Raw genomic sequence first — 13,526 nt, 5'->3', positions numbered from 1 at the left:
CGAGCGGCGCCAACCGAATGCGAACGGCGATCAATCGTCGGCATCCGTCGTCGCACGCCACACCTACGACGCGATGGGGCTGCCGTTTCGGCGTTTGATGCGAACCGTCACGTCAATGGGCAGACGAACGACGCCGCAGTCGATGTGGTGGTGCCGGCGCAGCCGCTGGGGCGGGTGGTGCGCGCGGCGTTCGATGCCACGAATCACAAGAACAGGTGTCAACGTACGCATACGACCTGGCGGGCAACCGCACACACATCACTTCGCATGTGATCAACGCGATGGACCAGAGCCAGGATGCGGATCGCTGGTTCAAATACGACGCGATGAACCGTCAGACGGTGGTGGACGGCATCAACGCCAACGGAGATATCGGCGTTGGGCAGGGCCATAAGATCACGTACGACAAGAACGGCAACCGGATCAGCGACACGCACTACGGCACACGGGTGCAGGCCGACCGTGTGTTTGACCACCTCGAATGGACTTCGGTCTGGGGAGTCGTCGGTACTGACGAAGCGGGCAATCCGGGATATGGCTATATCTCGCAGCCGTCTGCCGCCTATCGGACGCAGTACACGGCGGTGAACGGTCTGACGACCGAGGCGTACGACTACGACATCAATAACCGCCTGTCGCACGTCTCGCGCGACGGCGTGCTGTTGGACACGCGTTTCTACGACGGTGCGAATCGGGTAGTGCAGACGGGGCCGGCGGGTGCGTTGCCGCAGGAGTATGTGACGGCGCTGAACGGTGCTGCGGGCGGTAACGGCAGCGAGACGCGTCAGAGCACCTATGACCAGAACGGCCGGCTGCTGCATCAGAAGGTGACGAAGAGCGACGGCGCTTCAAAGTACGAGGTGAACTATTCACAGTACGACGGCGCTGGCAATGTGGTGAGTTATTAGATGGCCAATCAGGATGGTGATTGGTACACGAACAACTATACGTACACGATGGCGCGCTTCGACGGCTACAAGGAAGCGCGTGTCGACGGATCGAGCGACAAGTTCAACCCGGGGTCGACGACGAGTAGCTATGACGTCAACGGCAATCTGACGTCTGTGACGGATAGTACGAAGCCGGAGAACAATCGGACGTTCGTGAACGACGCACAGGGTCACGTGTTGTATGTGAATCAGGGCGGGCACACGCAGCGCCAACTTGTGGTGGACGGTGAGGTTCTGGGTCGCTTTGGCGACATGGTCAACCCGAACGCGCCGCAGGATCCGAACACGGGTAACCCGAACTTTATCAACAAGGCGGACTTCAGTTTTGGATTCCAGCCGATCAACGGCAAGTACCCGACGGGAGCGCCGGGTGCAGTGGCGGTACAGGCGGGCGACACGCTAGAGAGCATTGCGCACTCGGCCTATGGCGATTCAAAGCTGTGGTACCTGATCGCGGAAGCGAACGGGCTGTCGGGCAATTCAGACCTGCGCGTCGGCCAGTCGCTGACGATCCCAAACCGCGTTAGCACGGTCCACAACGACAGTAAGACGTTCAAGCCAAGCCGTACGACCCAAGCTAGGTGATCGGGGATACGACGCCGAATCTGCCAGTGCCGCAGGCGGATAGTGGTGAGGGGGGTGGTGGGCTTGCGTCGATCATCATGATCGCGGTGACGGTTGTGGTCGCGGTCTATACGGCAGGGGCGGCGGCATTCGCGATGGGCGCAGTGCAAGCGGCTGAAGGGGCAACCGCAGCATCGCTTTCGTTCGGAGGTGTCATGTCGGCGGGTGCCTCCGCGATGCTGGGCGGGACGGCCGTCGGCGGACTCACCGTCACGGGTGCAACGATTGGTGGGCTCTCAGCAGCCGTCGGTGCGGCAGCAATCGGGGGCATCGCTGGTTCGTTAGCGGGGCAATTGGCTGGTGTGGCGATGGGAGAGCAGAACGGGATCAGCCTCAATCAGCTTGCACTTAGCGGATTGAGCGCAGGTATCGGGGCGGGTGTCGGTGCTCAAATAGCCGGCGAAGGCATCGGTGCCGGCGCGTTGCGTGCGGCGGTGACTAACGTCGCCCGTCAGGGTGTCGGCGTTGTGACAGGTCTGCAATCAAGCTTCAGTTGGACATCGGTGGCCGCAAGTGCTGCGGGTGGCGCAGTTGGAGGGGCATTGAATGCGGGTGGGGCTAACTCGATCTCGCAGTCGATTAATAACGAAATTGGTGGTTTGCTTGGGCGCACGGTTTCGGGCGTGCTGGTCGGGACGGCCTCTGCGGCAACCACGTCAATCCTTCGAGGTGGACGAATTGCGATACAGCAGGTCGCGACGGGTGCGTTTGGCAATGCGTTGGCTACATCGCTAGTGGCGTCGGCGATGCCCGCAGACCCCCAATACAGCGCGGGATCGGTGATGTTCGGACCGGCATATCGCTTGCCATCGTTGGGGCCTGTGCGGCCTTCGATATTCAGTATCGGCGCAATTCCGCAAACGATCGCAACCGATGATGGCGGCGATGGTGGTGGCGATACATATTCGACGACTCCGGACACAGATGTCCTTGGAGACCGCATACGCGAACTGCAGCAATCGCCGTCGTGGACCAGAAATGGAGCGAGCGTCCCTGCAGGGGTATCGCTGCCACCGGCGGCTTGGGGCAACTCGGGTCAGGTTATTGTGCCAACACCGCAGGTTGTGGCGAGCGGCGTGGATGCATCCGGGCGAGCCTGGTATCAGTACGATGACGGCGTATCGACCCACGCCGTGCCCAATCCCGTTATTGAGGCTCGGGAACTTCCGCCCTTGCCAAGCGGAGATGCCGCTAGGGCGTCATCTGGTCAAGCTGGGGTTAGTTGGCTTGGCAGGCTGGGACAAGAATTCATAGGAACCGGGCTGGGGGCCGCACAGTTTGGTGCAAGTGCGGTGCGGTTCGTGAACGACCAAGGATGGGTGCTTGCCAATGGGCTGACAGGCGGGTGGCTGGCTGAACACAACGCGGACGCATTGGCGGCGGTCCTGCGCAACGAGGCTGTCGGACAGGTCATCTACGATGCGCCCGGCGCAGTCGCAAGGTTTGGGTTGCGGTTGGCCACAGGTAATGTGTCCCTTGATGAGATTGGGCAAAGAGCCAACAGTGCCTGGCAATCGGATCGTATCGACCAGTTGCGAGCGGCCGGGGACTATGTTGGTGCGCAAGCGATTCGAACGCAGAATGTGTTGGGCATCGCTTCGTTCGCAGTTGGCGGAGAAGGGGTGGTCGCAGCAGTCACGGATGTGGGAGCGAGCTTCGCGCGTACGGCTACAATGGGCGCAAGGCTAGCCGGAGAGGAGATCGCCGCGTCGCGTACAATGCAGCTTGCCGGGGCCAAGGCCGAAGAGTTGATGTATCGGTCTGGGGTTGGGCCAAGCTATGTAGTGGCGCCTGATTTTACGGTTGCCGCATCAATGGGCAGTGGTAATGGTGCCATAGGGTTCGCTGGTGAAAATGCTGCACACAGTGCTTACCAGTATGCCTTGCTGAAGGCTGATCTGTTGCGCCAAGAGGTTGCCAATCCCGGCAATTTGATGTCTGGGCCAGTTGTTCTCCGAGATCCGGTGGCCGGTGTGACGCTTGCTCAGGAAAGGCAGATCCGACAGTATGCTTCCATTGCTAACCTATCGATCGACGAGGGGTATATGTCTTCCACCGGTCGGGTCTCGACGACTGGGGCGACGCGGGTCGAGGCCAGCGCAGCAGCGCGCGAGGAGCGAGCGGTGGCGCTAGCTGAAGGTAAGCCGTACGTTGGCGTTGTTGGCCACGGGCCAGATACCAGTTGGACGGGTAGGCCGGTTGCTCCCTTCTGGTTGGATATGGACTTCTCCATCAATTCCAGCTTGGGGCGCCAGGCGCAGGATTATCCGATTGGATATAAGCCGACACGATTCATTTACCAAAAGGACCTAAGTTGGACTGGAAACGGGAATTGGTGATCGCCCACCTTGTTAAGCAAAAGATTGCTGAGGTAGACGTTGCCCATCTCTGGGAAAACACATTGCCTGAGCTTGCTGCCTCGGAGGACCAGTTGCAGTCTCTCGAGGCACGAATGGGCTATGCGTTGGACTTGCGGCACAGGGAGTTCCTGTTGCATGCGAACGGATGGCGGGCCTTCATGCAGCATATCGATGTGTTCGGTGCGGATGATCTTGAAGGCGGTCCGCGCGCGACGCGTGCCGTAGCGTTGATTGAATCTCTTGAGCCCCTGAAGCCACTTTGTGGCTTCGACAGGCGAGATGTGCTGCCGATCGCCGTCTCTTCAGATGACATCGACGTGATGGTGATGGCACGGCCTCATACGGCGACGCCGGGAAAGGTGCTGTGGCTTGCGGGTGAGCTTATTGACGTCTTCTCAGGATTTGAGGAATGGTTCCTTGCGATGGTTGACTACAATCGTCAGGAGTACCAACGGCTGGTCAAGGAAAGTGTGTCCTGACCGAGCTGGAGGGGGCACACTCTGACGTATGGGCAAAGAACCAGGTTGGGAATCGTAAATAGTAATTCCTCCAACGCCCGCCTTGTGCGGGCGTTGTCGTTTCTGGGGTGCTATGCGTCTGGCTGAATGAGACATGCTCGCCCTGGAGATCGAAGCGCACGAACTGCCGGGTGCCGTCCGGGAAACGCTTCTCTACTGTGCCCTTGGGTGTGTCCGGCGCTGACACATAGATCGGATTGCCGTTGGCAAGATGCTCGCGGGCGGCTGCGCCATCGTCGTTGAACATCTCGGCGAAGAGGCCTTCTAGTTCGTCGTCCGACAGCAGGTGAATCGGTTTAGGTGGCAGCATGGCAGCGCAAGAGAACAAAAACTAAACAGAAACAGAACTTGTTCTAAACATCAGCAGAACAGTCCGAGCCTGAGGGGTACTGAAAGGCAACTTAAAGGTAACAGTAATGGGACAGTTGTGGGACTGTCATGGGACATCGCTGGCCCTGCAAACCGGATGGGATACGCTCTTTAGCCGCGTTGGCGGGGTCGGAAAGGCCCTCAGCCCGCTCCGATTCTGCTGCAAATCCTGGTCCTAAGCTCTCTACACACCATACGCACCTCGTTCGAGGAGCCTGAAACCCGCGCCAGGCTTGGCTTTGCGGCCGATCGATGCGTTTCCGGTGGGCGTTTGCGTCATACACGAGGCCCGGAAACCCGCATGAAATCAAGGATTCTGCGTATTACGAGCAGATCCGACTCCGGTCTGGCAAAGAAGCCCGCGCAATCGCTCCCAACTCTGGCAACAGGCCGTGCATGAAAGACCGTCAGGCTGCTTCTGGTCTGCCGCAAGGCTACGGCAGATGCGCCGCAGATTTACCGCATGTGTGTGAGAACGGTACAGGGCAGGATGCCAGATGTATGTCTCACGACATGCATCTGGTCCTGGTCTGCTAGGTCGCTACGCGCCCGTCGCCGACACTCAGGGCTGCGCCCCGAGACCCCGGATGGCCTTACCTGAAAGCAAAGGCGTTCGCGCGGGCATCGTGCAGCGCGTGATGCTCGCCACCATGCACGGCGATGTACTGCGCGAAGCGTTCTGGATCGACCTTCAGAAACACGTTCTCGTGCTTCCATCCGCGTGGCAACGGTCCCCTGAGCAAGTGGGTGATGAGCGCGTAGTCGCAGTCGGAGTCATAGCAGAGCACAGGCTTGGGCCGAAGTGGCACGGCCAACAGCCACGCCCGCAGTTCAGCGGCGAGCTGCGACGCCGGCATCGAGCGGCCAGGGAAGCCTCCGAGCTGCGGCAGCACCGTCACCCGCACGAACTCGCTGCAGGCGGACAGATCGAAGTCCGAGCACTCGCCATAGAACTCGCGCCCATCCTCGCTCACGATGGCAATGCTGATGAGTTGGCTGTCCTTCCAGTCCGTGAACTCGGTATCGATGAAGTAGCGTGTCTTCCACGGGCTGCGCGGGCCTCTGCGCATCATTCTGTCGGAGGTGTTGTGTTCATGATTCGTCTGCATTTCGTCCCCTCTTGCTGCCGGCAATGCGTTGGGTAGCAGCCTGACCGAGAGCAACGATAGCTCGCAGCGAAGCGCCCAAGCGGCTGAGCAGCAGCGCCGTGACGAGTTGTATAGTCTGGCCGGTCCAGAGTCGAGCGGCTTTGGCCTGAAAGTGGGCGGGAATACAAACACGGGTGTGGCCGTTTCGGGTGCGGGCTACGTAGCGTGGGCAGCGGACGTCCAGGCTGGCATCAGTGCGGCGGCCGACCGCCTCAAACCTGCCGAGATCGACTTCTCGCACGGCGACGTGGTCATAGGAGGCCGCTCCTTCGAGGACAGATTGAACGACGCGTATGGTCCTGGGCGACTGGCAAACGTGAGTGACCTTCAATCTGGCGCAAGCCTCTTTGCTAGCCGCAGGCCAAATAACCCAATGAGCTTGAACAACCCCGATCCCCATTCGATTGGCGGTTTTGTGGGCCGAGCGATCAGCGGTGCTGGGAGTGCAGTGTCAGAGATGGGCCCGCTTGCCCTGGATGGATTGGGGGCGTTTGCCAATGCAGAGAGGGCCGGGCTATCGTCGGATTTTGAGCCGAAGTCGCAGCTTGGGAAGTTGTTGGCCGATGACAATCTGACGGTGGGAGAGAAGGCTAAGCGCATTGGGTTAGGTGCGCTGCAGGGTATTGCTGATGTGGTCGATGGCAAGCCTGAGGCGATTGGCGGAGCACTTGCTAGCTGGGGAGCGGCTCGCCTCGTAGCCTCCGGTAGCCGCGCGACCATAGCCGTCGACGACTTGGCGGCAGCTGACGGTGCATCAAGACTGGGTTCGCGGCTCAATGGTAGTAGTGAAGTTACAAACAGCGGACCGCAGATTTCAAATCTACGGACGATTCGCTCAGCGGATGCAAACGCACCATTTATTAGCGATGCGGCGAAGGCCGAGGGTTGGTATCCACCGTACGCTGATGGTCCAGGTGTTCGAACATTTACGACTGCCGGCGATTTGTCTTTCGTGCGCTTGCATACCGGAGAAGGTAATGCTCCAGGTGGCTTCCTTGTTCGCCAGGAAGAGATTGCTCATCTTCGAAACGATCCTGCAGCCATTCAGAATTACCTCGGACTTAAGGACACGCCAGCGTACATGTCTGATGTAACTGTTCCTGTCGGAACTAGGATGCAGGTTGGTATCATTGGACCGCAGCCAAACTTCGGTCTCTACAACAACAGCGGAATGCAGTATCAGTTGCTGGAGCAAATTCCACGGTCTAGCTTCTACAACACGAGGCCCCTTAAGTGAAATCTTTGATAACCGCCAGTGATCTGGTCATTGCAAGCGTCACTATTGGTCAATCAACGCAAGTCGTTCTCGTTGACGTTGCCGGAAAAAAGGACATTTCGGCTGAAGATTTAAACGCAAACATATATTGCGTCGATGATAGTGGTGTGGTGATTTGGCAGGTCACCGCCCCTCCCCCAAAAATGGGGCGAGACTCGTTTGTTTCTCTTCGGCAAACCGATAAGGGGCTCCGTGCCGATCGGTTTTTTGGAGGGGAATTTGCGATAGATGTTTCGACAGGTGCTGCTACAGAAGTTGGCTGGCACAAGTAGTTGTGCACGGTTTCTCCGGGGCGAGCTACGGCCTGTGGCGAGGCAAGTTCGGTGGTAGAGTGTGTCGGACGTGAAGCGCCCGAAGGGGGGGTGGAGGCAGAGAACGCCCGGCTGAAGAAGCTGCCGGCGCGAATCTCTGCTGGAAGATGAGGTTACTCGCGAGGCATTGCGGAAAAAGTGGGGAGCGAACCGCTACTCCGAGACGTGGTGCGTCATATATCCCGGTGTGGCATGAGCGAGCGCCGGGTTCAGCGGGGGTAATCGGCATGAGCGTCAGCGTGTATCGTTGGTTGATTCGGAAGTCCTCACCTAACCTGCGGCGCCCGCCACCTTGCGGGCGTTGTCGTTTCTGTTCGTTGGATCGGTCGGTCGCGACGGTCGAGTTGGTCAGAATAGCCGCTTTGCCACCTCACGCCGCGCGCCCTCATCGAGGTGCATAAGCCGAATTCCGTCCATCGCGTGGCGAATCCAGTCATCGGTGGTTTCGCGCAATTCGTTGGATTGGCGGTCTTCGGGCGGGTCGATGGAATTGATCAGTTGTTGATCGTGCTCAGTCATGAGATTCCCCTTCAGATAAGTACACACATTACGCACGTACCAATTCGCGTGCAAAAAAGCCTAAGAGCCACGTCAGCATTGGCGTTGCGGGTGGTAGCGCCGTGCTTTGAGCCGAAGGGGGCCGGTGGCGGTGAAACATCGGCAAAGCCTTGTGGAATAAGGATTTGCGGTGTGGTGCAAAATGCATCAACTGGGTTCTGCTGCGGGCCTGGCGTGTGTTGGTCGGCACGCCGGGCCACCGTAGCTCGACTGGCCCGAAATAGCCGAGCCGATCAGGCGTAGAAGAAACAGTGATTATTATTGAATTTAGCTATAAGAGAAAATTATAGAAAATGGCATCGGAAGATAGGAAAACTTCGCGATTTAATGTGATTAGACTATCCATAATTGCTGTTATTTTTATAGGATTTCTATGTTTTCCGCTATTCAAATTGTTGCCTAAGTCGTATGAGTACTTGGTGGTTGTTTACGTCGCTGTTTTTGTGATCTTGCTGCTGCTAATAATTGGTTGTCTGTACCGTTGCCCGTTCTGCAACTCGCTACCACGCGGATATCCGATTCCTTATATCGACCTGGCACCTAGCAGATGCAGAGTGTGTGGGCATTCATTGAGGGATAGCGTTGACGGAAACGCATCGGAGAATCCTTAGTCCGTCCGACGGCTTAAATGGCGGTTGAGTCGGAAGAAAGGTTTTGGGCAGTGACCGGTCGAATCCGCCGGTACTAATTCGGGTGTAGGGGCAGATTGGACTGCTACCGGAAACATGGCGTTTCAGAGGTCGCAGTTTATAACTGGCGTAGCCGTTACGGCGGCATGGATGTCTCGTGGGCGCGGTGATTGCGCCAGTTGGTGGAAGAGAACCAGCGGCTCAAGCGCTTGGCCGCCGACTAGGCGATCGACATCCAGGTCTTGAATGGCGTTCGAGGAAAAATGTGAGTTCGCCCGTGCAGCGTCGAGAAATCTTGTGGCAAGTGATTGAGCCGCACGACTATTAGGAGCGTCGGCATGTGCCGAGATTAAAGTCCGGTTCGGGGTGAGTTTTAGCTCGTAGAGCAGTCGGTCGACGTCGTCGGGGGGGGCAATTCCGTGTTCAAGGCGGGTTGAGAATCACACGGACGGGCGAACGAATCGATCCGCGTAGATTCAGAATTCCCATCCGACCGGCGACGCGGATATCGATCAAGCACTGGCGCAGATTGTGGCGACGGCGACGTCTCCCCCGATTTGAGTCGCTTCCTCGTGCATGTGACTCGCTATGCTAAAGTCGTCGCTCTCGCATGCAATTTATACGGCTATGAATGATGTGGTCAGTGGACGGTACCCTGACTGGGAGTTGCTCGAAAGTTGGGTGGCCGTTGTCGAAGCCGGGTCTATCTCCGACGCCGCCAAGCGCCTGCGCATTTCGCAGGCAGGCGTGTCGCAGCGCGTGAAGGCCATCGAGTCGATGCTCGATACGGTGTTGCTTGACCGCTCAACACGTCCGGCGCGTCCTAACGCTGCGGGGCAGCGCCTCTTCGAACATGCGACCGCCATCTTGCAAAGTGCCGACCAGATGGTGGAGAGCGTGCGTAATGTCACGCGCGCCAAACGGGTCGTCGTGCGACTTGGTGCCGTCGATTCATTCGCTGCCACCGTGGGGCCCATCATCATCAAGGCGCTCACCGGAACGTCGCAGCAGATCAGGCTTTGGTCCGGCATCACGCCGACGCTCGACGCCTTGCTCGACGCGCGCCAACTCGACATGGCCGTCACCACGACGGGGGTGAGCAGCACGCCCGGCGTGCGTCGACAGAAACTGTTCTCCGAGCCCTACTATGTGGTGCTGCCCAAGGAGGCAGCGCTCGATCGTTTCACCTCGCTGACCGAACTCAGCCGCCATCTGCGCTTCATTCGCTACAGCGCACGCTCGGTGATCGGGCAGCATGTCGACGCCTATCTGATGGCCCACACCGACAACATCGAGCGGACGTGCGAGTTCGACGCCACTGACCCGATGCTGAGTCTCGTAGCAGCGGGTCTTGGCTTTGCAATCACCACGCCGCTGTGCATTTGGCAGTCGCGCCATTTCGTGCCCGAACTCCGGGTAGTGCCGCTGTCGGACTTCTCGCGCCACGGCCGTCCGTACGAGCCGTTGTCGCGCACGTTCTATCTAAGTTCCCGCGAGAACGAACTCGGCAACATGCCGAATGAAATGCACGACTTGCTATGCCGCGCCTATGAGAAGCAGGTGGCGAAGGACATCGCGCAGGCGCTTTCGCTCAACCCAGACCATGTGTTCTCGTTCGGACTGGCGAGCGACTGATATAACCGAAGCCCGACCTAGAACATAAGCGCGCCTTAAGTAAGGCGCCTCTTTTTTTGTGCGGCTTACGCTTGACGCCATCGCACACCAATCCCTGAATCGCCCATTGCTTCAGGGTTTCCCTTGGTTTCAATGTGGAGTCAGCGTGGATCAATGCCTACAAGGCGGCCATGTGGTGTGACATTGCGGTTGGGCTTTATGGCACCTTCAGCTCGGAGCGCGGCTTCGGCTCATTGCACTTCGACGAGACGCTCAAGTACAAGGGGGGCGCTCAAGGTCGACATCACGCGTCAGATCAAACGACCGGCGCATTGCGCAAGACACGATGCGGCGGGCAGGTACGGCTCGACCTCGCCATCGTCTCCCGAGCCACGTGTATCGTCGCTTGACTGAGCGTGGCGTAACGACTGTTATCAACGTAGATCGCAAACTTTACCGGATGGCTGAAATCATGTCTGAATCCGTATTCCACTTCCAGCAGGGCACCGTGCCGCTGCTGATTTCGATACCTCACCTCGGCACTGAAATTCCTGCTGCGATCGCCGCGCAGTTGCAGCCGCACGCGCTGGAGGTGGCCGACACCGATTGGCACCTCGACCGTCTGTACGATTTCGCCCAACGCATGGGCGCGTCGGTACTCGGCGCGAAATACTCGCGCTATGTCGTCGATCTGAACCGTCCGTCGACGGGGGAGAGTCTTTATCCGGGCCAGACGACGACTGGCCTGTACCCGATGGAGACGTTCCGTGGTGAGTCGCTCTACCGAAATGGCTCGGAACCGGACACTGCCGAACAAGCCATGCGACTCCAGACGTATTGGCAGCCGTATCACGCAAAACTGGAAGCAGAGATCGCGCGGCTGAAGTCGGAATTTGGATCGGTATTGCTGTGGGAGGCGCACTCGATTGCAAGTGTGCTGCCGCGCCTGTTCGAGGGCAAGTTGCCGGACCTGAACCTGGGGACCAATTCCGGCGCGAGCTGCGACGCGAGAGTGCTCGATGCGGTGACCGCGACGTTGGGCGAGCAGCCTTACACCTGGGTGGCCAATGGCCGCTTCAAGGGGGGCTACATCACGCGCAGCTTTGGCCGGCCGGAGCAGGGCGTGCATGCGATTCAACTGGAGATGTGCCAGTCGACGTATATGAACGAAAGCTCACCGTTCGCCTATCGTCCCGACCTCGCGGACGGCGTGCGTCCGGTGGTCGAACGCATGATGCAGGCTGCGTTGGATGCGCTCAAGGCAGTGTGAGCGGTCGTGTCCGGGTGCTTCCCTTGAGCGCCACGTTCCGCATGATGGCCTCTTCAAATGAAATACACCCTGCCGCGTTACCGCGTACAGGGTGAGGGGCCATCTCATTAACGCCGACGCGCTAGCCTCGGCGTTTTTGTTGGCATCGCATCCCGACGAACCTCACACCGACTGCGTCAGCGCCGGCACGACCTCAAACAGATCGCCGACAAGCCCGTAGTCGGCCACGCTGAAAATCGGTGCGTCGGCATCTTTGTTCACGGCCACGATCACCTTGGAGTCTTTCATCCCCGCCAGATGTTGTATTGCGCCCGAAATGCCCACGGCGATGTACAACTCCGGTGCGACGATCTTGCCTGTCTGACCCACCTGATAATCATTCGGCGCAAACCCAGAATCCACCGCAGCGCGTGACGCGCCAATCGCCGCACCAAGTTTTTCCGCCAGCGGATCAAGTATCGCGAAGTTCTCCGCACTACCCAGCCCACGCCCCCCCGACACCACAACGCGTGCCGCTGTCAGTTCCGGACGGTCGCTTTTTACCACCTCGCGCTTCACAAAACGCGAGGTACCCGCGTCAGGTACTGCCACCACCGTCTCGATCGTGGCCGTCCCCCCCTCCGGGCGAGCGGCATCGAAAGCCGTCGTTCGCACCGTCGCCACGATCACCGCGTCGGACGACTGCACTGTCGCCATCGCATTGCCTGCATAAATAGGACGTTTGAACGTGTCCGGTGCCTCGACCGCAACGATCTCGGAAATCTGCGAAGCATCGAGCTTCGCGGCCACACGCGGCGCCACATTCTTGCCTGCCGCCGTGGCGGAAAACAAGATGTGCGAATACCCCCTCGCCAATGCGATCACCTGCGCGGCCACGTTTTCGGCCAAGCCTTCGGCGAGCTGCGGCGCATCGGCGACCAGCACCTTCTCGACACCCTCGATGCGTGCCACCGCGTCGGTCACAGCCTGTGTGTCCAAGCCCGCGACGAGTACATGCACCGGCCCGCCGATCTTGCGCGCAGCGCCGACGGTATGCAGCGTCGCGCCCTTGAGTTGCGTGTTGTCGTGTTCAGCTATTACCAGCGTTGTCATTCAGATCACCTTCGCTTCGTTCTGCAGTTTATCGATCAACGTCGCCACATCGGGCACCATCACCCCGGCTTTTCGCCCCGCCGGTTCTTCAACGCGCAACGTCTTCAGTCGAGGCGACGGATCGACACCCAGCGCGTCAGCCGTCACCACGTCGAGCGGCTTCTTCTTTGCCTTCATGATGTTGGGCAACGTCACATAGCGTGGCTCATTCAGACGTAAATCCGTCGTGATGATCGCCGGCAACTTCAGCGAGATAACTTCCAGACCACCGTCGACCTCACGCGTAACCGTCGCCCAGCCGCCTTCGATCTGGATATCGCTGGCGAACGTGGCCTGTGGCCAATCGAGCAGGGCGGCGAGCAATTGCCCGGTCTGCCCCGCATCGTCATCAATGGCCTGTTTGCCGAGAATCACGAGTTGCGGCTGTTCTTTCTCGACGACGGCCTTGAGCAACTTGGCGACCGCGAGCGGTTGCAGCTCAGCATCGGTGTCGACCAGCACCGCGCGATCAGCACCGATCGCCAGCGCGGTGCGTAGCGTCTCCTGGCTCTGCGCCGTACCGCAAGACACCGCGACGACTTCGGTCGCCACGTTAGCTTCCTTCAGACGCGTGGCCGCTTCCACGGCGATCTCGTCAAACGGATTCATCGACATCTTCACGTTGCCGATATCGACCCCGCTCTGGTCGGACTTCACGCGGACTTTGACGTTGTAGTCAACCACGCGCTTGACTGCCGTAATTATTTTCATCAGAGATTCCTCATTACAAAGTCTTCCACGGACGGCGCCACAGCGCCGTTTCCGAAT

General features: G+C 59.0%; 14 protein-coding genes. 9 read left to right on the top strand and 5 right to left on the bottom strand.

Annotated elements, in window-relative coordinates; all coding sequences use genetic code 11:
- Positions 1 to 215 precede the first annotated feature (215 nt).
- Genes C266_RS16500 through C266_RS16485 form a run of 4 tightly spaced genes read left to right on the top strand, consistent with a single transcriptional unit; the run spans position 216 to position 4,413 of the window.
- Complete coding sequence (locus tag C266_RS16500; protein WP_010805788.1) at positions 216 to 908, top strand: hypothetical protein; 693 nt, start codon at positions 216 to 218, stop codon at positions 906 to 908.
- Complete coding sequence (locus tag C266_RS26300; RefSeq protein WP_051126380.1) at positions 909 to 1,535, top strand: LysM peptidoglycan-binding domain-containing protein; 627 nt, start codon at positions 909 to 911, stop codon at positions 1,533 to 1,535.
- Entirely contained in the window at positions 1,532 to 3,913 is a 2,382-nt protein-coding gene (locus C266_RS16490; protein ID WP_144265852.1) for a hypothetical protein, read from the top strand. The genes C266_RS26300 and C266_RS16490 overlap by 4 nt, the downstream gene beginning before the upstream one ends.
- The gene (locus C266_RS16485; protein WP_010805789.1) at positions 3,910 to 4,413 is read left to right on the top strand and encodes an SMI1/KNR4 family protein; all 504 of its coding nucleotides are present in this window, start codon (positions 3,910 to 3,912) and stop codon (positions 4,411 to 4,413) included. Before C266_RS16490 ends, C266_RS16485 begins: the two co-directional genes overlap by 4 nt.
- Here the strand turns inward: C266_RS16485 and C266_RS27945 are convergent.
- Together C266_RS27945 and C266_RS16480 are read right to left on the bottom strand one after the other, a co-directional pair.
- A complete protein-coding gene (locus C266_RS27945) occupies positions 4,394 to 4,762 on the bottom strand; it encodes a hypothetical protein (RefSeq protein WP_210400017.1) in 369 nt (122 codons plus the stop codon). The two genes, C266_RS16485 and C266_RS27945, sit on opposite strands and share 20 nt — an antisense overlap.
- 652 nt (positions 4,763 to 5,414) lie before the next feature.
- On the bottom strand, positions 5,415 to 5,930 hold the full coding sequence (locus C266_RS16480; RefSeq protein ID WP_010805790.1) for a 3'-5' exoribonuclease: 516 nt from the start codon (positions 5,928 to 5,930) through the stop codon (positions 5,415 to 5,417).
- A gap of 355 nt (positions 5,931 to 6,285) precedes the next feature.
- Between C266_RS16480 and C266_RS16475 the strand changes: the two genes are divergently transcribed.
- Together C266_RS16475 and C266_RS27500 are read left to right on the top strand one after the other, a co-directional pair.
- Complete coding sequence (locus tag C266_RS16475; protein WP_144265851.1) at positions 6,286 to 7,206, top strand: hypothetical protein; 921 nt, start codon at positions 6,286 to 6,288, stop codon at positions 7,204 to 7,206.
- Entirely contained in the window at positions 7,203 to 7,517 is a 315-nt protein-coding gene (locus C266_RS27500; RefSeq protein ID WP_144265850.1) for a hypothetical protein, read from the top strand. The genes C266_RS16475 and C266_RS27500 overlap by 4 nt, the downstream gene beginning before the upstream one ends.
- 387 nt (positions 7,518 to 7,904) lie before the next feature.
- Here the strand turns inward: C266_RS27500 and C266_RS27790 are convergent, their stop codons facing one another.
- Positions 7,905 to 8,075 carry a hypothetical protein gene (locus C266_RS27790; RefSeq protein ID WP_168162927.1) on the bottom strand — a complete coding sequence of 57 codons (171 nt, stop codon included), beginning with the start codon at positions 8,073 to 8,075 and terminating at the stop codon, positions 7,905 to 7,907.
- A gap of 1,295 nt (positions 8,076 to 9,370) precedes the next feature.
- On the opposite strand from C266_RS27790, the gene C266_RS16470 reads away from it, so the two are divergent.
- The 3 genes from C266_RS16470 to hutG all read left to right on the top strand — a co-directional run bounded on the left by C266_RS16470 (position 9,371) and on the right by hutG (position 11,627).
- Entirely contained in the window at positions 9,371 to 10,378 is a 1,008-nt protein-coding gene (locus C266_RS16470; RefSeq protein WP_036663574.1) for a LysR family transcriptional regulator, read from the top strand.
- 170 nt (positions 10,379 to 10,548) lie between these two features.
- Positions 10,549 to 10,767, top strand: a complete 219-nt coding sequence (locus tag C266_RS16465) for a hypothetical protein (RefSeq protein ID WP_010805793.1) — start codon at positions 10,549 to 10,551, stop codon at positions 10,765 to 10,767.
- 62 nt (positions 10,768 to 10,829) lie between these two features.
- Entirely contained in the window at positions 10,830 to 11,627 is a 798-nt protein-coding gene (hutG, locus tag C266_RS16460) for an N-formylglutamate deformylase (RefSeq protein WP_036663571.1), read from the top strand.
- A 162-nt stretch (positions 11,628 to 11,789) separates the two neighbouring features.
- Here hutG and C266_RS16455 read toward each other — a convergent pair whose 3' ends face one another.
- Together C266_RS16455 and C266_RS16450 are read right to left on the bottom strand one after the other, a co-directional pair.
- A complete protein-coding gene (locus C266_RS16455) occupies positions 11,790 to 12,719 on the bottom strand; it encodes an electron transfer flavoprotein subunit alpha/FixB family protein (RefSeq protein WP_010805795.1) in 930 nt (309 codons plus the stop codon).
- Positions 12,720 to 13,469, bottom strand: a complete 750-nt coding sequence (locus C266_RS16450) for an electron transfer flavoprotein subunit beta/FixA family protein (protein WP_010805796.1) — start codon at positions 13,467 to 13,469, stop codon at positions 12,720 to 12,722.
- Positions 13,470 to 13,526 lie beyond the last annotated feature (57 nt).

Source organism: Pandoraea sp. SD6-2, assembly GCF_000389825.1.
GTDB classification, from domain to species: domain Bacteria; phylum Pseudomonadota; class Gammaproteobacteria; order Burkholderiales; family Burkholderiaceae; genus Pandoraea; species Pandoraea communis.
The sequence above is the reverse complement of the archived record's forward strand: the minus strand, read 5'-3'. Positions and strand labels throughout refer to the sequence as shown.